The organism is Pseudomonas poae RE*1-1-14, from assembly GCF_000336465.1.
In the GTDB taxonomy this organism is placed as follows: Bacteria; Pseudomonadota; Gammaproteobacteria; order Pseudomonadales; family Pseudomonadaceae; genus Aquipseudomonas; species Aquipseudomonas poae.
This window is the reverse complement of record NC_020209.1, coordinates 4,199,407-4,221,974: the sequence shown is the minus strand read 5'-3', so window position 1 is coordinate 4,221,974 and position 22,568 is coordinate 4,199,407. Positions and strand designations below refer to the sequence as shown.

Annotated in this window: 20 protein-coding genes; 11 read left to right on the top strand and 9 right to left on the bottom strand. The window is 62.3% G+C overall.

Going from position 1 to position 22,568, the window contains the following annotated elements:
- Positions 1 to 212: 212 nt before the first annotated feature.
- The 3 genes from H045_RS18490 to H045_RS18480 all read right to left on the bottom strand — a co-directional run bounded on the left by H045_RS18490 (position 213) and on the right by H045_RS18480 (position 3,746).
- The gene (locus tag H045_RS18490; RefSeq protein ID WP_015373118.1) at positions 213 to 2,111 is read right to left on the bottom strand and encodes a PhoX family protein; all 1,899 of its coding nucleotides are present in this window, start codon (positions 2,109 to 2,111) and stop codon (positions 213 to 215) included.
- Positions 2,112 to 2,190: 79 nt separating this feature from the next.
- Positions 2,191 to 2,955, bottom strand: coding sequence for a TOBE domain-containing protein (locus H045_RS18485; RefSeq protein ID WP_003232668.1), 765 nt, complete (start codon positions 2,953 to 2,955; stop codon positions 2,191 to 2,193).
- A gap of 53 nt (positions 2,956 to 3,008) precedes the next feature.
- Positions 3,009 to 3,746 (bottom strand): ComF family protein, encoded by a 738-nt coding sequence (locus H045_RS18480; protein ID WP_015373117.1) that lies wholly within the window; start codon positions 3,744 to 3,746, stop codon positions 3,009 to 3,011.
- A gap of 92 nt (positions 3,747 to 3,838) precedes the next feature.
- Here H045_RS18480 and bioB point away from each other — a divergent pair, with 92 nt between their 5' ends.
- The 11 genes from bioB (at position 3,839) to H045_RS24690 (ending at position 16,683) form a co-directional block, all read left to right on the top strand.
- Complete coding sequence (gene bioB, locus H045_RS18475) at positions 3,839 to 4,894, top strand: biotin synthase BioB (protein WP_015373116.1); 1,056 nt, start codon at positions 3,839 to 3,841, stop codon at positions 4,892 to 4,894.
- Positions 4,895 to 5,041: 147 nt separating this feature from the next.
- Positions 5,042 to 6,211: an 8-amino-7-oxononanoate synthase gene (gene bioF / locus H045_RS18470; RefSeq protein ID WP_015373115.1), complete on the top strand. Its 1,170-nt coding sequence runs from the start codon at positions 5,042 to 5,044 to the stop codon at positions 6,209 to 6,211.
- A complete protein-coding gene (locus H045_RS18465) occupies positions 6,204 to 6,935 on the top strand; it encodes an alpha/beta fold hydrolase (RefSeq protein ID WP_015373114.1) in 732 nt (243 codons plus the stop codon). The genes bioF and H045_RS18465 overlap by 8 nt, the downstream gene beginning before the upstream one ends.
- The gene (bioC, locus tag H045_RS18460) at positions 6,928 to 7,737 is read left to right on the top strand and encodes a malonyl-ACP O-methyltransferase BioC (RefSeq protein ID WP_015373113.1); all 810 of its coding nucleotides are present in this window, start codon (positions 6,928 to 6,930) and stop codon (positions 7,735 to 7,737) included. The genes H045_RS18465 and bioC overlap by 8 nt, the downstream gene beginning before the upstream one ends.
- The gene (bioD, locus tag H045_RS18455; protein WP_015373112.1) at positions 7,737 to 8,417 is read left to right on the top strand and encodes a dethiobiotin synthase; all 681 of its coding nucleotides are present in this window, start codon (positions 7,737 to 7,739) and stop codon (positions 8,415 to 8,417) included. The genes bioC and bioD overlap by 1 nt, the downstream gene beginning before the upstream one ends.
- A gap of 105 nt (positions 8,418 to 8,522) precedes the next feature.
- Positions 8,523 to 8,804: a hypothetical protein gene (locus H045_RS18450; protein WP_003232654.1), complete on the top strand. Its 282-nt coding sequence runs from the start codon at positions 8,523 to 8,525 to the stop codon at positions 8,802 to 8,804.
- Between the two features lie 256 nt (positions 8,805 to 9,060).
- Positions 9,061 to 10,866: a phenylacyl-CoA dehydrogenase gene (locus tag H045_RS18445; RefSeq protein ID WP_003232652.1), complete on the top strand. Its 1,806-nt coding sequence runs from the start codon at positions 9,061 to 9,063 to the stop codon at positions 10,864 to 10,866.
- Positions 10,867 to 11,097: 231 nt separating this feature from the next.
- Positions 11,098 to 12,387 carry a GGDEF domain-containing protein gene (locus tag H045_RS18440; protein WP_015373111.1) on the top strand — a complete coding sequence of 430 codons (1,290 nt, stop codon included), beginning with the start codon at positions 11,098 to 11,100 and terminating at the stop codon, positions 12,385 to 12,387.
- Positions 12,388 to 12,477: 90 nt separating this feature from the next.
- Positions 12,478 to 14,247 carry an acyl-CoA dehydrogenase C-terminal domain-containing protein gene (locus tag H045_RS18435; RefSeq protein ID WP_015373110.1) on the top strand — a complete coding sequence of 590 codons (1,770 nt, stop codon included), beginning with the start codon at positions 12,478 to 12,480 and terminating at the stop codon, positions 14,245 to 14,247.
- Between the two features lie 162 nt (positions 14,248 to 14,409).
- A complete protein-coding gene (locus H045_RS18430; RefSeq protein ID WP_015373109.1) occupies positions 14,410 to 16,188 on the top strand; it encodes an acyl-CoA dehydrogenase C-terminal domain-containing protein in 1,779 nt (592 codons plus the stop codon).
- 336 nt (positions 16,189 to 16,524) lie between these two features.
- On the top strand, positions 16,525 to 16,683 hold the full coding sequence (locus tag H045_RS24690) for a YqaE/Pmp3 family membrane protein (RefSeq protein WP_003194776.1): 159 nt from the start codon (positions 16,525 to 16,527) through the stop codon (positions 16,681 to 16,683).
- A 140-nt stretch (positions 16,684 to 16,823) separates the two neighbouring features.
- Here H045_RS24690 and pqqE read toward each other — a convergent pair whose 3' ends face one another.
- The 6 genes from pqqE to pqqF form a co-directional block, all read right to left on the bottom strand.
- Complete coding sequence (gene pqqE / locus H045_RS18420; protein ID WP_015373108.1) at positions 16,824 to 17,954, bottom strand: pyrroloquinoline quinone biosynthesis protein PqqE; 1,131 nt, start codon at positions 17,952 to 17,954, stop codon at positions 16,824 to 16,826.
- The gene (gene pqqD, locus H045_RS18415) at positions 17,947 to 18,222 is read right to left on the bottom strand and encodes a pyrroloquinoline quinone biosynthesis peptide chaperone PqqD (protein ID WP_003232643.1); all 276 of its coding nucleotides are present in this window, start codon (positions 18,220 to 18,222) and stop codon (positions 17,947 to 17,949) included. The genes pqqE and pqqD overlap by 8 nt, the downstream gene beginning before the upstream one ends.
- A complete protein-coding gene (pqqC, locus tag H045_RS18410) occupies positions 18,219 to 18,971 on the bottom strand; it encodes a pyrroloquinoline-quinone synthase PqqC (RefSeq protein ID WP_003232641.1) in 753 nt (250 codons plus the stop codon). The genes pqqD and pqqC overlap by 4 nt, the downstream gene beginning before the upstream one ends.
- 11 nt (positions 18,972 to 18,982) lie before the next feature.
- The gene (gene pqqB / locus H045_RS18405) at positions 18,983 to 19,894 is read right to left on the bottom strand and encodes a pyrroloquinoline quinone biosynthesis protein PqqB (RefSeq protein ID WP_015373107.1); all 912 of its coding nucleotides are present in this window, start codon (positions 19,892 to 19,894) and stop codon (positions 18,983 to 18,985) included.
- Between the two features lie 71 nt (positions 19,895 to 19,965).
- Positions 19,966 to 20,040 (bottom strand): pyrroloquinoline quinone precursor peptide PqqA, encoded by a 75-nt coding sequence (gene pqqA / locus H045_RS24685; protein ID WP_003194766.1) that lies wholly within the window; start codon positions 20,038 to 20,040, stop codon positions 19,966 to 19,968.
- A 156-nt stretch (positions 20,041 to 20,196) separates the two neighbouring features.
- Positions 20,197 to 22,536, bottom strand: a complete 2,340-nt coding sequence (pqqF, locus tag H045_RS18400; RefSeq protein ID WP_015373106.1) for a pyrroloquinoline quinone biosynthesis protein PqqF — start codon at positions 22,534 to 22,536, stop codon at positions 20,197 to 20,199.
- Positions 22,537 to 22,568: the final 32 nt, after the last annotated feature.

Here is a 22,568-nt window from a genome sequence, read left to right as displayed (position 1 = left end):
GTCTGTGGCGATACCTCTGCGGCGAGCGGGCTTACTGTGGCGAGCAGGCTTGTCCTGCGTTGGGCTGCGCAGCAGCCCCAAAGCCAGGCACTGAGCCGTATCAGGTACACCGCGTGTTGCTGAATTGGGGGCGCTTCGCACCCCAACGCGGGGCAAGCCCGCTCGCCACAGGGTTTTGGGTTGGCTGAAATCAAGGTAGGCGGCTATAGCGGTCAGGCGCCGACAATGCCCCCATCGTCGCGCCGGATCGCGACCACGGAGGACCGTGGCTTGCCATTGGGCAAATGCTCCGGCCAAGTCGACCCGCCGGTTTCCCCAGGATGTTGAATCCCCACGAACAGCGTCTTCTGATCCGGTGAAAAGCTGATGCCCGTCACCTCGCATGCCACCGGCCCGACCATGAATCGGCGGATCTCGCCGGTATTCGGGTCGGCGCAGAGCATCTGGTTATTGCCCATGCCCGCGAAGTCGCCGGCGTTGCTGTAGTCGCCGTCGGTGAGAATCCACAAGCGCCCCGCCTTGTCGAACCCCAGGCCATCGGGGCTGTTGAACATGTTTTGCGGGTTGATGTTGGACGAGCCGCCTTTGGGCTGGCCGGCGTGCACGCCGGGATTGCCGGCCACCACGAACAGGTCCCAGCTGAATGTGCTGCTGCCATGGTTATCGGCGTCGGCCTTCCAGCGCAGGATCTGGCCATACACGTTCTTCTCGCGCGGGTTGGGCCCGCCCACGGGCTGGCCGTCTTCGCCGCGCTTGGCGTTGTTGGTGAGGGTGCAGTAGACCTGGCCGTCCGTGGGGCTCACCACGATCCATTCCGGGCGGTCCATACGCGTGGCTTTGACGAGGCTGGCGGCCAGGCGTGCGTGAATCAGCACTTCGGCCTGGCTGGCAAACCCGGTGCTGGCGTCGATGCCGTTTTTGCCGTGGGTCAGTTCGACCCATTGGCCCTTGCCCCTGGGGTGATCCGCGTCGCCATCGCCCGCGTCGAAGATCGCCACGTACAAGGTGCCGTGGTCGAGCAGGTCTTTATTGGCCTTGGGATTGTCGTGGATGATCGGATCGCGGCTGATGAACTTGTAGATGAATTCGCCGCGCTCATCGTCGCCCATGTACACCACGGCGCGGCCATCGCGGGTTTCGGCCAGGGCTGCGTTTTCGTGCTTGAAGCGGCCCAGGGCGGTGCGCTTGACCGGGGTGGATTGCGGGTCGAACGGGTCGATCTCCACCACCCAGCCGTGGCGATTGAGTTCGTTGGGATTTTTGGCCATGTCGAAGCGCGGGTCGTGGGGGTGCCAGTTGATCTCTTTGCTGGCGGCGACCACGCCATAGCGTTTTTGCGCGGCATCGAAGGCCTGCTGCGGGTTGCTGCTGCCGAAACAGTCGGTGAAGTTTTCTTCACAGGTCAGGTATGTGCCCCACGGCGTCTTGCCGTTGGCGCAGTTCTGGAACGTGCCGAGGACTTTTTTGCCGGTGTTGTCGGCGCTGGTTTTCAGCCAGTCATGGCCGGCGGCGGGGCCGCTCAGGCGAATCGGCGAGTTGCCGTGGATGCGTCGGTTGTAGCGTGAGTTCTGGACGAACTGCCAGGTGTCGCCGCTGCGCCGTACCTCGATCACCGACACGCCTTCGCTGGCCAACGCCTTGCGCACGTCTTCTGTCGACTGCGGCGCGCCGCCGTGGGCATAGAGGTAGCGGTAGTTGGTGTACTCGTTGTTGATCGCCAGCAGCGCGCGGTTGTTGTCGCCGGGAAAGGCGAACAGGCTCATGCCGTCGTTGTTGTCGCCGAACTGTTGTTCCTGGGCCTTGGCGCTGCCGTTGCCGGACGGATCGAAGGCCGGAGCGTGCCGGCTCAGCGGCTGGCCCCAACTGATCAGCACCGAAGCGCTGTAACCCGGCGGCAGGGTGATGGTGTCGCGGGTATCGGCGGCGATGCCGGCAAAGCCCAGCAGCGGACTGGCGGACGCGGCATTGACGGCCAGGGCGCTACGGCTGAGCAGGTTGCCGCCGAGGAACATTGCGGCACCGCACAGGGCGCCGGCGCCGATAAAGCGGCGGCGGGTGAGGCCGACCATCTGTTCAAGGTCGGTGGCTTGGTTTTCTTCTAATAGGTTCATTGCAGGCTCCCAGCGGTTTTTGCAGACACCTTAGGGAGCGCGCGTGACGAAATTGTTGCAGCTTGAAGACGCTCTGCGCCTAGACGGGCGTACCGAGCAGGACATTGTCAGGCGCGAATTGCACCTGGATCGGCTGGCCTTCGACGGCATCGAGTGCCGTGAGCGCGGCGGGCTGCGCCAGGGCGCACACTACCGGGCCATTGGGCAGGATGATGCGCACTTCGCTGGGGCCGTCGTCGGCGTCGAGAATCGTCTCGATTGTGCCGCTCAGGCAATTGTGTCCAGGTGTTGCAGTGTGGTCGGTTGCCAGCAGTTGCAGCCAGCCGGCCTTGATCAGGGCCACCACTTCCACGCCTGGCTCCAGTTCCAGCCTTTGCGTGCTGTCGTGGGTGATGCGCGCATCGAGGGTAAGTCCGCCGGGCAGTTCCAGACGGATCAGGTCGTTACGGCCCTGGGCCTGGATGGCGATGACCTGACCGTGCAACTGGTTGCGCGCGCTGGTGCGCAACATCAAGCGCCCCAGCAGGTTGAAGTCGTGGGCCGCTTCGTCCGTGCCAAGCACTTCAGTCTGCAATGCCTGCAAGCGCTGATAGAGGCGCAACACGCGCTCACCTTCAGCCGTCAGCCTGGCGCCGCCACCGCCCTTGCCGCCGACGCTGCGTTCCACCAACGGCTTTTGCGCCAGGTTATTGAGTTCATCAATCGCATCCCAGGCAGCCTTGTAACTCAAGCCGGCCGCTTTGGCGGCGCGGGTGATGGAGCCCTGCTCGGCGATATGCCCGAGCAGGGCAATGCGCTGCGGGCGGCGGATGATGTGCTGGCTGAGGGAGGTGGGCAGAGACATGGGCGCACATTGTGAGTGAGATGAGCGGACGTTGCCGCCGTGGCGCATGAGAGTCAAGTGCCGGGCTTGGGCGTGCGGGCCAGGCAGTACACGTCGACCCGGCGTGCGCCGGCGGCCATCAACAGCCGCGCCAGGCTGTGGGCGGTGGCGCCGGTGGTGAGGACGTCGTCCACCAGTGCCAGGTGACGGCCTTGCACCTGGGCGCCGGGGGCCAGGGTGAAGGCGCGCAGCAGGTTGCGTTTGCGGGTCTTGGCGTCGAGATCCTGCTGGGCCACGGTCTCGAAAGGGCGCAGCAACAGGTCGGCATCGCAGGGGATGTCGAGGGCGGTACTGAGCCAGCGCGCCAGCATCAGGGCCTGGTTGTAGCCGCGCTCGCGCAGGCGCCTGGGCGCCATGGGCACCGGCAGCAGGCAGTCGGGGCGCGTGAGTCCGGTGGTGTCAAAGCGGTGTTGCAGATAGTCCCCGAGCAAGCGCGCCAGCATGTGCCCGAGGGGCCAGCGGGCCTGATGCTTGAAGCGGCTGATCAGCGTGTCGACGGGAAAGCTGAAGGTCCAGGGCGCAATCACGTGGTTAAACGCCGGCGGTTTTGTCTGGCACTGGCCGCAGGTCAGACCCTCCATCGGCAGAGGCAGTGCGCAGACTTCGCATGCGTCCATCAGCCAGGGCAATTCGGTTTCGCAGGCGTTGCATACACTATCAGCGCATTGGGTCGCTTCATCGCAGACCAAACAGGTTTGGTTGGTTTTTAACCAGATGTAAACTTCGTGTTTGCGCTTCAGTTGACAGTGCATGAATCTTCCTTAACTATGCCGAGCATCCGTGTCGTGCCTGTGGGTATTGCCCTTCCCGCAGCGTTTGCCCAAGCATAATCAAGGAATCGCCCATGAGCGCCAGCCTCACTGCCACTCTTCGTCACGACTGGTCTTTGGCCGAAGTCAAAGCACTGTTCGTGCAGCCGTTCAATGACCTGTTGTTCCAGGCGCATACCGTGCACCGCGCGCATTTCGACGCCAACCGCGTACAGGTGTCGACCCTGTTGTCGATCAAAACCGGCGCCTGCCCGGAAGATTGCAAATATTGTCCGCAGTCGGGCCACTACAACACGGGCCTGGAAAAAGAAAAACTGATGGAAGTGCAGAAGGTCCTCGAAGAGGCCGCCCGCGCCAAGGCCATCGGGTCGACTCGCTTCTGCATGGGCGCGGCGTGGAAACACCCGTCGGCCAAGGACATGCCCTACGTGCTGGAGATGGTCAAGGGCGTGAAGGCCATGGGCCTGGAAACCTGCATGACCCTCGGCCGTCTCGACCAGGACCAGACCGAAGCCCTGGCCCAGGCCGGGCTCGATTACTACAACCACAACCTGGATACGTCGCCTGAGTTCTACGGCAGCATCATCACCACCCGCACCTACGGCGAGCGCCTGCAAACCCTGGCCTACGTACGCGATTCAGGGATGAAGATCTGCTCCGGCGGCATCCTGGGCATGGGCGAGTCCCTCGACGACCGCGCCAACCTGCTGATCCAACTGGCCAACCTGCCGGAGCATCCGGAGTCGGTGCCGATCAACATGCTGGTGAAAGTGGCCGGCACGCCGTTGGAAAACGCCGAGGACATCGACCCGTTCGATTTCATCCGCATGCTCGCCGTGGCCCGTATCCTGATGCCGCAGTCCCACGTGCGCCTGTCGGCTGGCCGTGAGGCGATGAACGAGCAGATGCAGGCGCTGGCGTTTTTTGCCGGTGCCAACTCGATCTTCTACGGCGACAAGCTGCTGACCACCGCCAACCCGCAGGCGGACAAGGACATGCAATTGTTCTCGCGCCTGGGGATTCTGCCGGAGGCCCGTGAAGAGCACGCCGATGAGGTGCACCAGGCGGCAATCGAGCAGGCGCTGGTGGAGCACAAGAGCAGCGAGCAGTTCTATAACGCTGCTGTTTGATTGATTGAAATCAGAGACCAGTGTGGGAGGGGGCTTGCTCCCGATGAGGGCGTGTCAGCAGGTAGATGCATTGACTGACACACCGCTATCGGGCGCAAGCCCCCTCCCACAGTTTTGGCCGAGTTGAATCTGATAAACCGAGGCCTCATGTCCTTCGATCTCGCCGCGCGCCTCGCTGCCCGCCGTGCCGAACACCTTTACCGCCAACGTCCGTTGCTGCAGAGCCCGCAAGGGCCGCAGGTGGTGGTCGACGGCCAGCCGTTGCTGGCCTTTTGCAACAATGATTACCTGGGCCTGGCCAATCACCCGCAGGTGATCGAGGCCTGGCGCGCCGGTGCGTCGCGTTGGGGCGTGGGCGGCGGTGCTTCGCATCTGGTGGTGGGCCATGCCACGCCGCACCATGAACTGGAGGAAGCCCTGGCCGATCTCACCGGTCGCCCGCGTGCGCTGTTGTTCACCACCGGTTACATGGCCAACCTCGGCGCGGTCACGGCGTTGGTGGGGCAGGGCGATACGGTGCTTGAAGACCGTCTCAACCATGCCTCCCTGCTGGATGCCGGACTGTTGTCCGGCGCGCGCTTCAATCGCTACTTGCACAACGATGCCGAGAGTCTGGCCAAGCGCCTTGAGAAAGCCACCGGCAATACGCTGGTGGTCACCGATGGCGTGTTCAGCATGGACGGCGACCTGGCCGATCTGCCTGCGCTGGCCCGTGCAGCCCGCGCCAAGGGCGCCTGGTTGATGGTGGACGACGCCCATGGCTTTGGTCCGCTGGGCGCCAATGGTGGTGGCATCGTCGAGCATTTCGGCTTGAGCCAGGAGGACGTGCCGGTACTGGTCGGCACCCTGGGCAAAGCGTTCGGCACCGCTGGCGCGTTTGTGGCGGGCAGTGAGGAACTGATCGAAAGCCTGATCCAGTTCGCCCGGCCGTACATCTACACCACCAGCCAACCGCCGGCGCTGGCCTGCGCCACGCTTAAAAGCCTTGAGCTGTTGCGCACCGAGCATTGGCGGCGCGAGCACCTTGACGGGCTGATCCGCCAGTTCCGCCAGGGGGCCGAGCAGATGGGCCTGGCGCTGATGGACAGTTTCACGCCGATCCAGCCGATCCTGATTGGCGACAGCGCCAAGGCCATGCGCCTGTCCAGGCGGCTGCGCGAGCACGGCATCATGGTGACTGCCATTCGTCCGCCCACCGTGCCCGTCGGCAGCGCCCGTTTGCGTGTGACGTTGACCGCAGCCCACAGCGAAGCGCAGGTGCAACAGTTGCTGAACGCATTGGAGGTGTGTGCGTGCCTGGAGGCCGAGCATGCGTGATCGCCTGATTCTGCTGCCCGGCTGGGGCCTTGGCGTGTCGCCGCTGGAACCGCTGGCCGCCGCGCTGCTGGGGCTTGACGCGCATCTGCAGGTACAGGTCGAGCCGCTGCCGACGCTGGCCTCCAGCAACCTCGATGAATGGCTGGACGAATTCGATGCCGCGCTGCCGGACAACGCCTGGCTGGGCGGCTGGTCCCTGGGCGGCATGCTCGCCTCGGAACTCGCGGCGCGGCGCGGCGAGCGCTGCTGTGGCCTGCTGACCCTGGCGAGCAACCCGTGTTTTGTCGCCCACGACGGCTGGCCTCACGGCATGCCAGCTGAGACCTTCGATGCGTTCCTCGCTGGCTGCCACGCCGATTCCCAGGTCACTCTCAAACGCTTTGGTTTGTTGTGTGCCAAGGGCAGCGCGGACCCTCGCGGGATGTCGCGGCTGTTGGTCAGTGGCGCGCCGCATTCTGCCCCCAGTGTGCTGATGCCGGGCCTGGAATTGCTCGCCCAGTTGGACACCCGCGCCGCCCTGCAAGGGTTTCGCGGGCCGCAGTTGCACCTGTTTGCGGGCCACGACGAGCTGGTGCCCGCCGAGGCGGCCGGCGACTTGCTGGCGTTGCTCCCCGATGTGGAAATCGGCCTGATTGAACAGGCCGGTCACGCTTTTCTTCTGGAGGATCCCCACGGTGTCGCGGGGGCCATCCAGGCTTTTTTGCACGAGTGCGTTGATGACTGATCTCTCCCATCCTTCCTTGCCGGGCGCTTTGCCGGACAAGCGCCAGGTCGCAGCTTCTTTTTCCCGCGCCGCGGCCAGCTACGACAGCGTGGCCGAGTTACAGCGCGCGGTAGGGCATGCGCTGCTGGCGCGCTTGCCAGCGGCCTGCGCGCCAGAACGCTGGCTGGACATGGGCTGCGGCACTGGCTATTTCAGTCGTGTGCTGGGCGAGCGTTGGCCCGCCAGCCAAGGCATCGCGCTGGACATTGCCGAAGGCATGCTCAACCACGCGCGGCCGCTGGGTGGCGCTTCTCAGTTCATCGCCGGGGATGCCGAACGCTTGCCGCTCAAGGCTGACAGCGTGCAACTGCTCTTCTCCAGCCTGGCGGTGCAATGGTGTGGCCATTTCGAAGCGGTGCTCGATGAGGCATCGCGCGTGCTGCAACCGGGCGGGGCGCTGGCCTTTGCCAGCTTGTGCGTGGGTACGCTGGATGAATTGCGTGAAAGCTGGCGCGCGGCCGATGGCATGGTTCATGTGAATCGGTTCCGCACATTCGAGGTCTATCAACGGTTGTGTGCGGCCAGTGGTTTGCGGGTGGTGAGCCTGGAGCGGCGTGCCCATGTGTTGCACTACCCGGATGTGCGCAGCCTGACCCACGAACTGAAGGCGCTGGGGGCGCACAACCTGAACCCGGGCCGTCCGGGAGGCCTGACCGGCCGCTCGCGGATGGTTGCACTGGTGGACGCTTATGAGCGGTTTCGTCAGCCCCTGGGCCTGCCGGCCACCTATCAAGTGGTGTACGCCGTACTGGAGAAACCTTGATGAACGCAGCGTATTTCATCACCGGTACCGACACCGATGTCGGCAAAACCACCGTCGCCGCCGGCCTGCTGCATGCCGCGCGCCGCGCCGGTAAAAGCACCGCCGCGGGCAAGCCGGTGGCGTCGGGTTGTGAGGTCACACCCAATGGCTTGCGCAATGCCGATGCCCTGGCGTTGCTGGCCGAATGTTCCGTGCCGCTGACCTATGCCGAGGTCAACCCGATCGCCTTCGAGCCAGCCATCGCGCCGCACCTGGCGGCGCGCGAGGCGGGTGTGGCTTTGACGGTGCCGTCATTACTTGGGCCGATGCAGCAGATCCTTGCGCGCCAGGCGGATTTCACCTTGATCGAGGGCGCGGGCGGCTGGCGTGTGCCCCTGGCGGATCAAGACAACCTGTCGGACCTGGCCATGGCGCTCAAGCTGCCGGTGATTCTGGTGGTGGGCGTACGTCTTGGCTGCATCAGCCATGCGCTGCTGACGGCCGAAGCGATTGCGCGGGACGGTTTGACGCTGGCGGGGTGGGTCGCGAATATCATTGATCCCGCGACCTCCCGTCTGGAAGAAAACCTTGCCACCCTGGCCGAGCGCCTTCCGGCGCCCTGCCTTGGGCGCGTGCCGAAACTCACGCACGCCGGGGCTGAAGCGGTCGCCAACTATCTGCATCTGAACGTGCTTGACTGATTTTGGCTATCGACAGGCATTGTGCCATTAGTGTTTTTAGCGGGCCTTTTGCCAGTTTGTCTGCTTCAATTCAGGTTCACGATTCTCTAAAGGCAGGCCTACGCCATGGAAATCTCTGGAAGCAGCGCGTTTTACTCGGGACTGAGCAGCATTCAGACCGGGCAAAGCCGTGTCGACCAGGCCGCCGGCAAAATCGCCAGCGCCGCCACCACCCAGCCTTCGGCCGCGCAAAGCGACCGGCTGCAAGCCAATGACCGTGCCCAGGCGACCAATTCGGCGAGCAACATGGTTGAAATGGCTCAGGGTAAATTTCAGGTGGAGCTGGGCGTAAAAGTCGCCAAGGCTTCCGATGAAATGCTGGGCAGCTTGATCGACACCTATGCCTGACAGTTGAAATATGGGAGGGGGCTGCCTCTCCCATAGTTGTCCCTCTTCTCCCCTGATCAATCTCTACACTCACTTTCACGCAGTGGCTTTGCGGGCGCTTTGTCGTGCGTGGCGCTTATTTGCGTCAAGACAAACGGTGCCCGTACGACCCTTGACAACCCCAGGTCGTAAACGTATGTTTCAAACACCTGTTTGACCGCCCTGGCACTTCCGCGCGGTTTGTTCATCCCAGATTCATCAGCAGAGGTTTATCGCTATGCCTGACTACAAGGCCCCCTTGCGTGATATTCGCTTCGTTCGTGACGAACTGCTCGGCTATGAAGCGCACTATCAAAGCCTGCCGGCTTGCCAGGACGCTACGCCGGACATGGTTGACGCCATCCTCGAAGAAGGCGCCAAGTTCTGCGAGCAGGTGCTGGCACCGCTGAATCGCGTGGGCGACATCGAAGGCTGCACCTGGAGCGAGTCAGGCGTTAAGACCCCGACCGGTTTCAAGGAAGCCTACAAGCAGTTCGTCGAAGGTGGCTGGCCGAGCCTGGCCCACGATGTGGAGCACGGTGGCCAAGGCCTGCCGGAATCCCTGGGCCTGGCGGTGAGCGAAATGGTCGGCGAGGCCAACTGGTCGTGGGGCATGTACCCGGGCCTGTCCCATGGTGCGATGAACACCATCTCCGAGCACGGCACTCCCGAGCAGCAAGAGGCTTACCTGACCAAGCTGGTGTCGGGCGAGTGGACCGGCACCATGTGCCTGACCGAACCGCACTGCGGCACCGACCTGGGCATGCTGCGCACCAAGGCCGAGCCTCAGGCCGACGGTTCCTACAAAGTATCGGGCACCAAGATCTTCATCTCGGCCGGTGAACACGACATGGCCGACAACATCGTCCACATCGTACTGGCCCGCCTGCCGGACGCCCCGGCCGGCACCAAAGGCATTTCGCTGTTTATCGTGCCCAAGTTCATTCCAGAGGCAGATGGCTCGATCGGCGCGCGCAACGCGGTGACCTGTGGCTCCCTGGAGCACAAGATGGGCATCCACGGCAACGCCACCTGCGTGATGAACTTCGACGCGGCCACCGGCTACTTGATCGGCCCGGCGAACAAAGGCCTGAACTGCATGTTCACCTTTATGAATACCGCTCGCCTGGGCACTGCGTTGCAAGGCCTGGCCCACGCCGAAATCGGCTTCCAGGGTGGCTTGAAATACGCGCGTGATCGCCTGCAGATGCGCTCCCTCACCGGCCCGAAAGCGCCGGAAAAGGCCGCCGACCCGATCATCGTGCACCCGGACGTGCGCCGCATGCTGCTGACCATGAAAGCGTTCGCCGAAGGCAATCGCGCGATGGTGTACTTCACCGCCAAGCAAGTGGACATCGTCAAGTACGGCACCGACGACGAAGCCAAGAAACAGGCTGACGGCCTGCTGGCCTTCATGACCCCGATCGCCAAGGCGTTCATGACCGAAGTCGGCTTTGAATCGGCCAACCACGGCGTGCAGATCTACGGTGGCCACGGCTTTATCGCCGAGTGGGGCATGGAGCAGAACGTTCGCGACAGCCGCATTTCGATGCTGTACGAAGGCACCACCGGCATCCAGGCGCTGGACCTGCTCGGCCGTAAAGTGCTGATGACCCAGGGCGAAGCGCTCAAGGGCTTCACCAAGATCGTGCACAAGTTCTGCCAGGCCAACGAAGGTGTCGAGGCGGTCCAGGAGTTCGTGACGCCGCTGGCTGCGCTGAACAAGGAGTGGGGCGAGTTGACCATGAAGGTCGGCATGGCCGCGATGAAAGACCGTGAAGAAGTCGGTGCCGCTTCGGTGGACTACCTGATGTATTCCGGTTACGCGTGCCTGGCCTACTTCTGGGCCGACATGGCGCGAGTGGCGGCCGAAAAGCTGGCGGCCGGCACCAGTGACGAGGCGTTCTACACCGCCAAGCTGCAGACCGCGCGCTTCTACTTCCAGCGCATCCTGCCGCGTACCCGTACCCACGTGGCTACCATGCTGTCGGGCGCCAACAACCTGATGGACATGAAAGAAGAACACTTCGGCCTGGCTTACTAAGCCTTCGAAGTTTTCTGAAACCGCCGCCCTCAGGGGCGGCGGTTTTTTTGTGGGAGCAAGCCTCTTCCCGCATTCAATTGATGTTGAATACAAAAAAACGGTGTCACGCTCAGGGATTGCGGCGGCCTGCCGTTAAAGTGCTGGCAATTTGATGCATGCTCCGCAGAATATGTTTAACTGTCGCCGCCGTGTCTCGATGCCATCCTCCATTTGCGGGTCGGAGTTCAACCCTTGTCACGCGTGTCCGCAGTGCGCTTCAGTCATTTCCTGCCTTCATTGCTGCTCTTGCTGGCGGGGCTTTCGGCTGCGTACCTGAAGGACCTCAACGTGTTCTTCACCTCACTGTTCAACGTACTGCCAACCCTGGTGCTGCTGCTGGGCGGTGCGTACTGCGCGGTCTATCGCCGTCAGCGCGAGCTGTTCCTGATGATCACCGTGTACATCGTGTATTTCCTGCTCGACACCCAGACCGACTTCTACCGCGACAACGGCCGCGTTCGCGCAGATGCGGCGGTGGTTTTTCACCTGTGTTGCCTGTTGCTGCCGTTGCTGTTCAGCGTCTACGCGCTGTGGCAGGAAAAGACCCACCTGTTCCGCGATTTCATCGCACGTTGCGCGGTGTTGCTGGCGCTGGGCAGCGTAGCGCTGGCCGTTGAGCAGCGTTATCCCGAGGGGCTGCTGGACTGGCTGGCGGAGATTCGCTGGCCGATGCTGCATGGCAGTTGGATGAGCCTGATTCAGCTGTCGTACCCGATGTTCCTGGTGGGGTTCGTCACCCTGGCCGCCCAGTACTGGTATCAGCCGCGCCCTTTGCATGCGGCGCAGGTGGTGGGGTTGCTGGGGCTGTTCTGGATGCTGCCGCAAACGTTCATCCTGCCGTTTACCCTGAACATCATGTGCAGCCAGGTGATGCTGATGATCGCGGCCGGCGTTGCGCATGAGGCTTATCAAATGGCGTTTCGCGATGAGCTGACCGGTTTGCCGGGGCGCCGCGCGCTGAACGAGCGCATGCAGCGCCTGGGTCGCAACTATGTGTTGGCAATGACCGACGTCGACCACTTCAAGCGCTTCAACGACACCCACGGCCACGATGTGGGCGACCAGGTGCTGCGCCTGGTGGCGAGCAAGCTGTCAAAGGTCAACGGCGGCGGGCGCGCCTATCGCTACGGCGGGGAAGAATTCGCCGTGGTGTTTGCCGGCAAGACGCTGGACGAGTGCATGCCGCACCTGGAGGAAATTCGCGAGATCGTCGCCCATTACGACATCAAGTTGCGCAACCCGGATCGGCCCAACGACGATCAACAAGGCCGCCAGCGTCGTGCTGACAGCGGCGCGTCGAGTGTATCGGTGACCGTCAGCATTGGCGTGGCCGAACGCCAGGCCGAGCAGCGCACGCCCGAAGAAGTGCTCAAGTCCGCCGATCAGGCGCTGTACGCGGCCAAGGGCGCGGGGCGTAACTGCGTGGTGGCGGCCGGGCAGAACCGGCGCGGCGCGGTACGCATGGAGCGCGCTGCGGGTTGAGTGATGGTGCTGTATTCAGCGGCGCTACAGTGATTGTTCGCGGCAGCGGCCAGCAGTAGGTTGAAACCATCTGCTGCCGGAGAAACTGTCATGCCTGAATACAAAGCTCCCCTGCGCGACATGCGCTTTCTGATCGACAACGTGTTTGATTTCCACGGCCACTACGCCGCTCTGGGTGCAACCGATGCCAGCCCGGACATGGTCAGCGCGATCCTCGAAGAAGGCGCGAAATTCTGCGAAAACGTACTCGCGCCGCTCAACCGCAGCGGCGATGAAGAAGGCTGCCATTTCGACAACGGGGTGGTCACCACGCCCAAGGGGTTCAAGGGCGCCTTCGCCCAGTACGTGGAAGGCGGCTGGCATGGCCTGGCGGCTGACCCGGCCTACGGCGGCCAGGGCCTGCCGCAGTCACTGGGCCTGGTGCTGAGCGAGATGATCGGTTCCAGCAACACGTCCTGGGGCATGTACCCCGGCCTTACCCACGGCGCGATGTCGGCGATCCACGCCCACGGCACCGAGGAACAGAAAGCCACGTTCCTGAGCAAACTCACCGCCGGCGAGTGGACGGGCACCATGTGCCTCACCGAAGCCCATTGCGGCACTGACCTGGGCCTGATCAAGACCCGCGCCGTGCCCCAGGCCGATGGCAGCTATGCGGTCAGCGGCAGCAAGATCTTCATCTCGGCCGGCGAGCACGACCTGAGCGCCAATATCATCCACCTGGTGCTGGCCAAGTTGCCGGATGCGCCGGCGGGCACCAAGGGGATCTCGTTGTTTATCGTGCCCAAGTTCCACGCCGACTCGGGCGAGCGCAACGCGGTGCATTGCGGGTCCATCGAACACAAGATGGGTATCAAGGCGTCCGCGACGTGTGTGCTGAATTTCGATGGTGCCAAGGGATTTTTGATCGGCGAGGCGAACAAGGGCCTCAACTGCATGTTCACCATGATGAACCACGCGCGGCTGGGCACCGGGATGCAGGGGCTGTGCAATGGCGAGACGAGCTTCCAGGGGGCGGTGAGATACGCCAACGACCGCCTGCAAATGCGCTCGCTGACCGGCGCCAAGGCATCAGACAAAGCCGCCGACCCGATCATCGTGCACGCCGATGTGCGGCGCATGCTGCTGACCATGAAAGCCTTCAATGAGGGCAACCGCGCGCTGACCTACTTCACCGCGCAGTTGATCGACACGGCGCACCTGAGCAGCGACGCCACGGCGCGCCAGGAAGCCGACGACCTGCTGGCGTTCCTCACGCCGATCTGCAAGGCCTTCATGACCGACACGGGGCTTGAGGTAACCAACCACGGCATGCAGGTATTTGGCGGGCATGGCTATATCCGCGAATGGGGTATGGAGCAGTTGGCGCGCGATGCACGGATTGCACCGATTTATGAAGGCACCAATGGCATCCAGGCCCTGGACCTGCTGGGCCGCAAGGTGCTGGGTAGCCAGGGCAAGTTGCTGCGCGGGTTTACTAAAATTGTGCATAAGTTCTGTGGGGCGAACGCCGAGCATGCGCAGCTCAAAGCGCAGGTGGCGCAGCTCAATCAACTGAACCAGGAGTGGGGCGAGTTGACGAGCAGCGTGGGGATGGCGGCGATGAAGAACCCGGACGAAGTGGGTGCGGCGGCGGTGGATTACCTGATGTACAGCGGTTACATCATCCTCGCCTACCTGTGGTTGCGCATGGCGATTGCCGCGCAGGCGCAGGATGATGCGGAGTTTGCCCAGGCCAAGCTGGCGACGTGCGACTTTTACTTCAAGCGGTTGCTGCCGCGTACGGGCATGCACCGGGCGGCGGTCGAGGCGGGCAGTGACTGCCTGATGAGTTTGCCGGCGAATGGGTTTGCGCTGTAACTGTAGGGGAGGGGGCAAGCCCCTCCCACATTGATTGGGTGTGACTTTTAAATACCTGGCAGTCACGAACTGACGCTATGTGTCTGAAAAGTTGTTCGGTTACACTTGGAGCCTGTAAAACCGATCCCATTGAATCACTTTTACGTTCTCACGAGGTTTGCCATGGCTGATTACAAAGCGCCGCTGCGTGATATGCGCTTCGTCCTCAACGAAGTGTTTGAGGTCGCCACCACCTGGGCCCAATTGCCGGCATTGGCAGACAGCGTCGACGCCGAAACCGTCGAGGCGATCCTCGAGGAAGCCGGCAAAGTCACCGCCAAATCCATCGCCCCGATCAGCCGTGGCGGCGATGAACAAGGGTGTCGCTGGGACGACACCGCCGTGTTTACCCCGGACGGTTATCCACAGGCCTACAAAACCTACGCCGAAGGCGGCTGGGTGGGTGTGGGCGGCGATCCTGCTTTTGGTGGCATGGGCATGCCCAAAGCGGTATCGGCTCAGGTTGAAGAAATGATCAACTCGGCCAGCCTGGCGTTTGGCCTGTACCCGATGCTGACCTCCGGGGCCTGCGTATCGATCGCCACCCATGCCACCGAAGCGCTCAAGGCCACTTATCTGCCGAAGATGTATTCCGGTGAGTGGGCCGGCTCCATGTGCCTGACCGAGGCCCATGCCGGCACCGACCTAGGCATTATCCGCACCAAGGCCGAACCGCAAGCGGATGGTTCGTACACCCTCAGTGGCACCAAGATCTTCATCACCGGTGGCGAACACGACCTCACTGAAAACATCATCCACCTGGTTCTGGCCAAGCTGCCTGATGCGCCGGCCGGGCCCAAGGGCATTTCGCTGTTTCTGGTGCCCAAGTTCATGGTCAATGCCGACGGCAGCCTGGGCGCGCGTAATCTGGTGAGCTGCGGCTCCATCGAACACAAGATGGGGATCCAGGCATCCGCCACCTGTGTGATGAATTTCGATGGGGCCGTGGGGTTCCTGGTGGGCGAGCCCAACCGTGGTCTCGCGGCGATGTTCACCATGATGAACTACGAGCGTCTGGGCGTGGGTATCCAGGGCCTGGCGTCCGGTGAGCGCTCTTACCAGAACGCGATTGAATACGCACGCGACCGCCTGCAAAGCCGCTCGCCAGTCGGGGTCCAGGCCAAAGACAAAGTGGCCGACCCGATCATCGTGCACCCTGACGTGCGCCGCATGCTGCTGACCATGAAGGCGTCAAACGAAGGCGGTCGCGCGTTTTCCACGTATGTTGCGACGCAGTTGGACATCGCCAAGTTCAGCGAAGACGCTGCCGCGCGTGAGCGTGCGGACAACCTGGTGGCGTTGCTGACGCCGGTGTCGAAGGCCTTCCTCAGCGACATTGGCCTGGAAACCACTGTGCTGGGTCAGCAGGTGTTTGGCGGCCATGGTTACATTCGCGAGTGGGGCCAGGAGCAACTGGTGCGTGATGTGCGCATCACCCAGATCTACGAAGGCACCAACGGCATCCAGGCGCTGGACCTGGTGGGTCGCAAGATCGTCGGCAGTAACGGCGCGTTCTACACACTGTTCGCCGATGAGGTGCGCGAGTTCATCGCCACCGCCGGCACCGAACTGGGCGAGTTCACCCGTCCGCTCGGCAAGGCAGTGGATAACCTCGATGAGCTGACCGCCTGGGTGTTGGATCGCGCCAAGACCAACCCGAACGAAGTCGGTGCGGCGTCGGTGGAGTATCTGCACGCCTTTGGCTACATGGCCTACGCCTATATGTGGGCACGCATGGCCAAGGCAGCGTGGGGCAAACAGGCGCAGGAAGACTTTTATGCCAGCAAGCTGGGCACTGCGCGCTTCTACTTTGCGCGCCTGTTGCCGCGTATTCATTCGCTGAGTGCGTCGGTCAAAGCCGGTAGTGAATCATTGTTTTTGCTGGATGAAGCCCTGTTCTAAAGGCTTTGAAGGGCGTGTAAGCATTCTCTTACATGACGTACTGCTATTCGTCCTCTATCGCCAAATTGGATCCATCGATAATCTACTTCACATGGACGTCGCGCAGGAAGCGCAAAGCAACAACATGGACACGTAGGATTCTGCCAGGATGGCGGAGTGAAATGGATGTCAGGGAAACAGTCTGCAAAGCCCCGCTTCGGCGGGGTTTTCTTTTGCCTGCGAAAAAGTCAGGCAGGTTCCAACGATGGCGCAATGCCAGAAACCACTGAACCCTCGCGGACGCCAAAGGTCGATTAGCTACACGGCTCACACGAGCCGATTTTCTGGAGCTGACCCATGGACATCATTCGCATCATCATCGCCATTCTGCTGCCGCCACTGGGTGTGTTCCTGCAAGTAGGTTTCGGCGGCGCGTTCTGGCTGAACATCCTGTTGACCCTGTGCGGTTACTTCCCCGGCATCATCCATGCGGTGTACATCATCGCCAAGCGTTGAGGTGTGCGCTATTGCGCCGAAGATCAAATGTGGGAGGGGGCTTGCTCCCGATGGCAGTGGAGCAGTCACTGATATGTTGACTGAAACACCGCTATCGGGGGCAAGCCCCCTCCCACATTTTTAGACCTCCTGATGTTCCCTCAGCCTTTTGCGATCAGCCGTGAATTGCGTTCATTGCGAAACGCCAGTTGTTCGATGGTCTGAGTAGCGTGCTCGGCTTCTTCGCGTGCTTGCAGGATGATGCCGTGGTGCTCGGACTTGCTGCACACAGGGTCGGCATTGCTGGCATCGCCCGTGAGCATGAACGCCTGACAGCGGCAGCCGCCGAAGTCCTTTTCCTTTTCGTCGCATGAACGGCACGGCTCGGGCATCCAGTCATAGCCGCGAAAACGATTGAAGCCGAACGAGTCATACCAGATGTGCTGCATGCTGTGGTCCCGCACATTGGGGAACTGCACCGGCATTTGCCTCGCGCCATGGCAGGGCAGGGCAGTGCCGTCCGGTGTGACGGTCAGGAAGATGCTGCCCCAGCCGTTCATGCAGGCCTTGGGGCGCTCCTCGTAATAATCCGGCGTCACAAAGATCAGCTTGCAGGGATGGCCCTCGGCTTCGAGCTTGGCGCGGTATTCATTGGTGATGCGCTCGGCGCGCACCAGTTGCTCTCGGGTCGGCAGCAGTCCCACCCGATTGAGCTGCGCCCAGCCATAGAACTGGCAGGTGGCAAGCTCGACAAAGTCCGCCTCCAGCGCAATGCACAGCTCAATGATGCGGTCGATCTTGTCGATGTTGTGCCGATGGGTGACGAAGTTCAGCACCATCGGATAACCGTGAGCTTTTACGGCGCGGGCCATTTCCAGTTTCTGTGCGAACGCTTTTTTCGAGCCGGCCAGCAGGTTGTTCACCTGCTCGTCGCTGGCCTGGAAGCTGATCTGGATATGGTCGAGGCCGGCTTTTTTGAAGTCGCTGATCTTCTGTTCGGTGAGGCCGATGCCGGAGGTGATCAGGTTGGTGTAGAACCCGAGTTTGCGCGCCTCGCCGATCAGTTCGGCAAGGTCTTGGCGCACCAGCGGTTCACCACCGGAAAACCCCAGCTGAGCAGCACCCATCTCGCGCGCCTCGCGAAATACCTTTATCCACTGCTCCGTGGTCAGCTCCTTGCCCTGCTCGGCAAAATCCAGTGGATTGGAGCAGTAAGGACACTGCAGCGGGCAGCGGTAGGTCAGTTCGGCGAGCAGCCATAGCGGCAGGCCGACAGGCGGTTTTTCAGGCAAGTTCGATCCAGTGCTCAGCACGGGCGACCTCCATGAATTGCTCGACGTCTTCACCAAGTTCAGGCACGCCGGGAAATTGCTGGTCGAGCTCGGCGATGATGGTCGCCACGTCCCGCTCGCCGTCAATCAAGCCGCCAATCAGTGCGGCGCTCTCGTTGAGCTTGATCATGCCCTCCGGATACAGCAGCACATGGCCTTTTTGCGCAGGCTCGTACTGGTAGCGATAGCCCTGGCGCCACACGGGTTTTCTGCTGCGATCAAAGCTCATAGGGTGATCCCTTTATGCCAGACCCGCTGCTCGGTCACGCTGTGATACGGCGGGCGTTTGAGTTCGTAAGCCATGCTCATGGCGTCGAGCATGCTCCACAGAATGTCCAGTTTGAATTGCAGGATTTCCAGCATGCGGTCCTGGCCTTCGCGGGTGGTGTAGTGCTCAAGCGTGATCGCCAGGCCGTGCTCCACGTCGCGGCGCGCCTGGCCGAGACGGGTCCGGAAATACTCATAGCCAGCCGGGTCGATCCACGGGTAATGCTGGGGCCAGCTGTCGAGCCGCGACTGATGAATTTGCGGTGCGAACAGCTCGGTCAGTGAGCTGCTGGCGGCTTCTTGCCAACTGGCGCGGCGGGCGAAGTTGACGTAGGCGTCCACCGCGAAGCGCACACCGGGCAGCACCAGTTCCTGGGAGCGCAACTGGTCGGGGTCCAGGCCCACGGCCTGGCCCAGGCGCAGCCAGGCTTCGATACCGCCATCTTCACCCGGCGCACCGTCATGGTCGAGCAGGCGCTGGATCCACTCACGGCGGATTTCGCGGTCGGGGCAGTTGGCCAGGATCGCGGCGTCTTTCAGGGGGATATTCACCTGATAGTAGAAGCGGTTGGCGACCCAACCCTGGATTTGCTCGCGGCTGGCGCGGCCTTCATACATCGCCACGTGGTACGGGTGATGGATATGGTAGAAGGCACCCTTGGCGCGCAGGGCTGCTTCGAATTCGGCGGTGGTCAGGGCCGTATCAGTCATTTCGGTCGCTCCTACAATTCAATGCTCATGCCGTCGTAAGCCACTTCGACATTGCGCCTTGCCAGTTCCGCTCGCTCGGGTGAGTCTTCATCGAGGATCGGATTGGTGTTGTTGATGTGGATCAGCACCTTGCGCTGCTCGGGCAATTGCTCAAGTACTTCCAGCATGCCACCGGGGCCGTTCTGCGCCAGGTGGCCCATCTCGCGGCCGGTGCGCGTGCCGACGCCGCGGCGCTGCATTTCATCGTCGTCCCACATCGTGCCGTCCACCAGCAGGCAGTCACTGCCGGCCATGATCTGCAGCAACGGCGCATCGACCTTGCCCAGGCCTGGGGCGTAAAACAGCTTGCCGCCGGTGCGCAGGTCTTCGACGATCAGGCCGATGTTGTCGCCGGGATGCGGATCGAAGCGATGGGGCGAATAAGGTGGCGCGGCGCTGCGCAGCGGCAGCGGGGTAAAGCGCAGGTTCGGGCAGGCCGGGATGGTGAAACTGGCGTCCAGCTCGATGCGGTTCCAGGCCAGGCCGCCGTTCCAGTGGGTGAGCATGGTGAACAGCGGAAAGCCGGTGCTCAGGTCTTCATGAACCATGTCGGTACACCACACCTGGTGCGGGCAACCTTCGCGCAGGCTCAGCAGGCCGGTGGTGTGGTCGATCTGGCTGTCCATCAGGATGATCGCGCTGATGCCGGTGTCACGCAGGGCGCGGCCCGGTTGCATCGGCGCAAAGCCCTGCAACTGCGCGCGGATATCCGGCGAGGCGTTGCACAGCACCCAATTCACGCCATCATCGGAGATCGCAATGGATGACTGGGTACGCGCGTGGGCGCGCAGGCTGCCGTCGCGAAAACCTGCGCAGTTCACGCAGTTGCAGTTCCACTGCGGGAAACCACCGCCGGCGGCGGAACCTAGAATCTGGACAAACATGGCCGCTCCATCAAGCAAAGCTCAAAACAAAAACGCCCCGGGCGAACCGAGGCGTTGTATTACCCAGCGGATTAACGGCTGGCGAAGTACATGGTGACTTCGAAACCAATGCGCAGATCAGTGTAAGCAGGTTTGGACCAGGTCATGTTCTTACTCCTACGTAGGGATGGGATGTGTAATACATATAGTCCATCTCCTGTCGGAGATGTTCAGATGTGTGCGTGTGAATGTTACGCAATTCTTTTCAAGTTAGCGCTGTCTTGATGGAAAAAGCCTTTTGCAAAGGCAGCAATGATCGCTGTTCAGCCGATCGCACGCGGACCATTGGCGACAAAGCGCCAGCCGCCAGCCGCATCTTGCAACTGCCGGGCGGCCTGCAGCAGGTCGCTCTGGGTGCAGGCCAGAATCCGTTGTTGCAACTGCGGCAGGTAATCCGACGAGTGGCCTGCCAGATGGGCGTGCCATAGCAGCTCCGCGGCTTGGGCGGTTGGCAGCGCTTCAGGAGCAAACTGTGCAGCCAAGGGCTGGTTGCCCAACTCGTCGCTGCACTCGATCAACGCTGGCAACTGCTGGAGGAAGGTTTGCAGGTGCTCGACGATATATTCCAGTGACGCTGTGGGCGATTGCACACCAAACAGCAGTCCGGTTTGCCCGTTGATCTGTCGGACGCCGCTGAATATGGCGTAGCCCAACTGCAGATCCACGCGCAGCTGTTGGTAGAAGGGCGCCTGCAGCAAATGCCCGAGCAGGCGCCAGGCGGCTTCATCGGCCAGGGATCCGCTCGGTGTGGGGCAGAACAGCAGCAGGGCGGCTTCGCTCGTGTCGGTTGTTACGGCGTGCCACAGGTGTTGGCCGGCAAGATCTGCCACGTCGCGTTCGATGATCGCGGGTTGCCCAGGCAAGCGCGCTGCGGCCGCTTTGACTGCTGCCTCGCACGTGGCTGTCAGGCCAATACCCAAGCCTTGCCAGCGGGCGTCGGACCATGACGCTGGCGTCTCATCGGCGGCGGTTGCGTTGGCACAGTACTCAGGCAGCGCGTTGAGCAGCGCCCGAATAGCGATCATCGGCACCGGCGCGGGAGCTGGCGCTTGCGGCTGGTTCAGCGCATGGGCCACGGCTTCGAGCACCGCAGGCATTGGCTGTTGAAGACCAATCATCTTTACTCGCCAGTCATTACCCGTAGCCTCGAAAGACAATTCGACGCCGGCCTGGCCGGCATTTTCGCGCAATGTCTGCAACGTGCTGCCCAGCTCAGGGGCGCCCGCCTTGAGGCGCCATTGCAGATACAGCGCGCCTTCATCGCTGTCAGTGGCCATCGCATGGCTGAACGTCAGCGCCGATGCGTCCTTGCGGCCCCGTGAACGATCCTGGGCAAAGGTGCGCAACCCACGGTGGGCACTGGTCTGGCCGCGAATCAGGCCTGCACGCTCCTCCTTGATGGGGGCACGCAGGAATGGGTTGTTGGGAGCAAGCTGCCACCTGTGTTGGGACATGGGCAGGTGCAATGAGTCGAGCATGGCCTTGAGTGCTGCGACCGCAGGTTCCGACAGTGCTTCGCTGTGGTTGCGGGCCAGTGCCAGTGCGCCCTGGGTCTGCTGTTGGCGAGCGGCCAGCAGGGCGAACTCTTCGCGCAAGGACGTCCAGTCACTGTGGGCGAAAAAACTTAGCCAATCGTGCAGCAGTGCCTCGATCTGCGTCGTTTCTTGAGTCTCGACGGTGAAGTCGATAACCAGCAGCGCCTGCCCCGCAAAGTCGTACGGCACTGAGGCGTGCAGCGCGGTGGCCAGTTGCTGCGTTTTCAGCTCGGCCAGCAGTCCGCCCGGTGCCGATGCGTTGAGCCAGGTAGACAGAAATTCCAGGGCTTCGCGAGGGGCTTCGCAGCAAATGACCTGATACAAGTGATTGCCGGCCAGGTGTTGATAACCCCGTGCCTGGCCAGACATCAGCGTCGGTGGCGCGCTTTGCGGGTGCAGGGGGCCTGAAGCCAGGGCTTCACTGAAGCGCTGCGCCAACGCTTCGAGCTCTGCCAACGGCTGGGGGCCTGCAAGGCTCAACGTCATCTGCCCGCTTTGATAAAAATGCGCGTGAAAGGCCCGCAAGGCCTGTTGGAAGGCCTCGTTTTCCACCGGCAGGCTGTCGCGATTGCCTGCGTGAAAACCCCGCAGCGGATGATCGGCCGCCAGGCCCTGCAAAAGCGCCACTTGCTGCTGCGCAGCCGCATCCTGGGACCAGGCGATAAACTCCGCGTGCAGCACTTCCCGTTCGCGCAGCTGGTCTTCGGTAGTCAGCCGAGGGTGGGTCAGCATGTCTGCCAGCCGGTCGAGCCCATCGGCAAAGGTCAATACCGGGAGTTCAAAGAAAAAGTCGGTGGTGCGCTCGCGAGTGCTGGCGTTGACCTGCCCACCGTGTCGCTGCACATAGGCCATCAACCCCTCGCTTGCAGGAAAGCGCTCGGTCCCCAAGAACAACAAATGCTCAAGAAAATGCGCCAGCCCAGGCCAGGCCAACGGCACATCATGGCTACCGGCAGCTACGCGCAAGGCTGCGGCGCAACGCTTCAAGCGCGGCGCATGGCGCAGCGAGACACGCAGGCCGTTGGCCAAGGTCAGATGGATGGGATGAGATTGGGCCGGCGCGGGCATGGGCACTTCCGAAGCGAGGGAAGTGCCTATGC

What these genes read in the sequence shown, in the direction of transcription:
- H045_RS18490 (WP_015373118.1), bottom strand. Translation starts at nt 2,111, where the DNA reads ATGAACCTATTAGAAGAAAACCAAGCCACCGACCTTGAACAGATGGTC.
- H045_RS18485 (WP_003232668.1), bottom strand. Translation starts at nt 2,955, where the DNA reads ATGTCTCTGCCCACCTCCCTCAGCCAGCACATCATCCGCCGCCCGCAG.
- H045_RS18480 (WP_015373117.1), bottom strand. Translation starts at nt 3,746, where the DNA reads ATGCACTGTCAACTGAAGCGCAAACACGAAGTTTACATCTGGTTAAAA.
- bioB (WP_015373116.1), top strand. Translation starts at nt 3,839, where the DNA reads ATGAGCGCCAGCCTCACTGCCACTCTTCGTCACGACTGGTCTTTGGCC.
- bioF (WP_015373115.1), top strand. Translation starts at nt 5,042, where the DNA reads ATGTCCTTCGATCTCGCCGCGCGCCTCGCTGCCCGCCGTGCCGAACAC.
- H045_RS18465 (WP_015373114.1), top strand. Translation starts at nt 6,204, where the DNA reads ATGCGTGATCGCCTGATTCTGCTGCCCGGCTGGGGCCTTGGCGTGTCG.
- bioC (WP_015373113.1), top strand. Translation starts at nt 6,928, where the DNA reads ATGACTGATCTCTCCCATCCTTCCTTGCCGGGCGCTTTGCCGGACAAG.
- bioD (WP_015373112.1), top strand. Translation starts at nt 7,737, where the DNA reads ATGAACGCAGCGTATTTCATCACCGGTACCGACACCGATGTCGGCAAA.
- H045_RS18450 (WP_003232654.1), top strand. Translation starts at nt 8,523, where the DNA reads ATGGAAATCTCTGGAAGCAGCGCGTTTTACTCGGGACTGAGCAGCATT.
- H045_RS18445 (WP_003232652.1), top strand. Translation starts at nt 9,061, where the DNA reads ATGCCTGACTACAAGGCCCCCTTGCGTGATATTCGCTTCGTTCGTGAC.
- H045_RS18435 (WP_015373110.1), top strand. Translation starts at nt 12,478, where the DNA reads ATGCCTGAATACAAAGCTCCCCTGCGCGACATGCGCTTTCTGATCGAC.
- H045_RS18430 (WP_015373109.1), top strand. Translation starts at nt 14,410, where the DNA reads ATGGCTGATTACAAAGCGCCGCTGCGTGATATGCGCTTCGTCCTCAAC.
- H045_RS24690 (WP_003194776.1), top strand. Translation starts at nt 16,525, where the DNA reads ATGGACATCATTCGCATCATCATCGCCATTCTGCTGCCGCCACTGGGT.
- pqqD (WP_003232643.1), bottom strand. Translation starts at nt 18,222, where the DNA reads ATGAGCTTTGATCGCAGCAGAAAACCCGTGTGGCGCCAGGGCTATCGC.
- pqqC (WP_003232641.1), bottom strand. Translation starts at nt 18,971, where the DNA reads ATGACTGATACGGCCCTGACCACCGCCGAATTCGAAGCAGCCCTGCGC.
- pqqB (WP_015373107.1), bottom strand. Translation starts at nt 19,894, where the DNA reads ATGTTTGTCCAGATTCTAGGTTCCGCCGCCGGCGGTGGTTTCCCGCAG.
- pqqF (WP_015373106.1), bottom strand. Translation starts at nt 22,536, where the DNA reads ATGCCCGCGCCGGCCCAATCTCATCCCATCCATCTGACCTTGGCCAAC.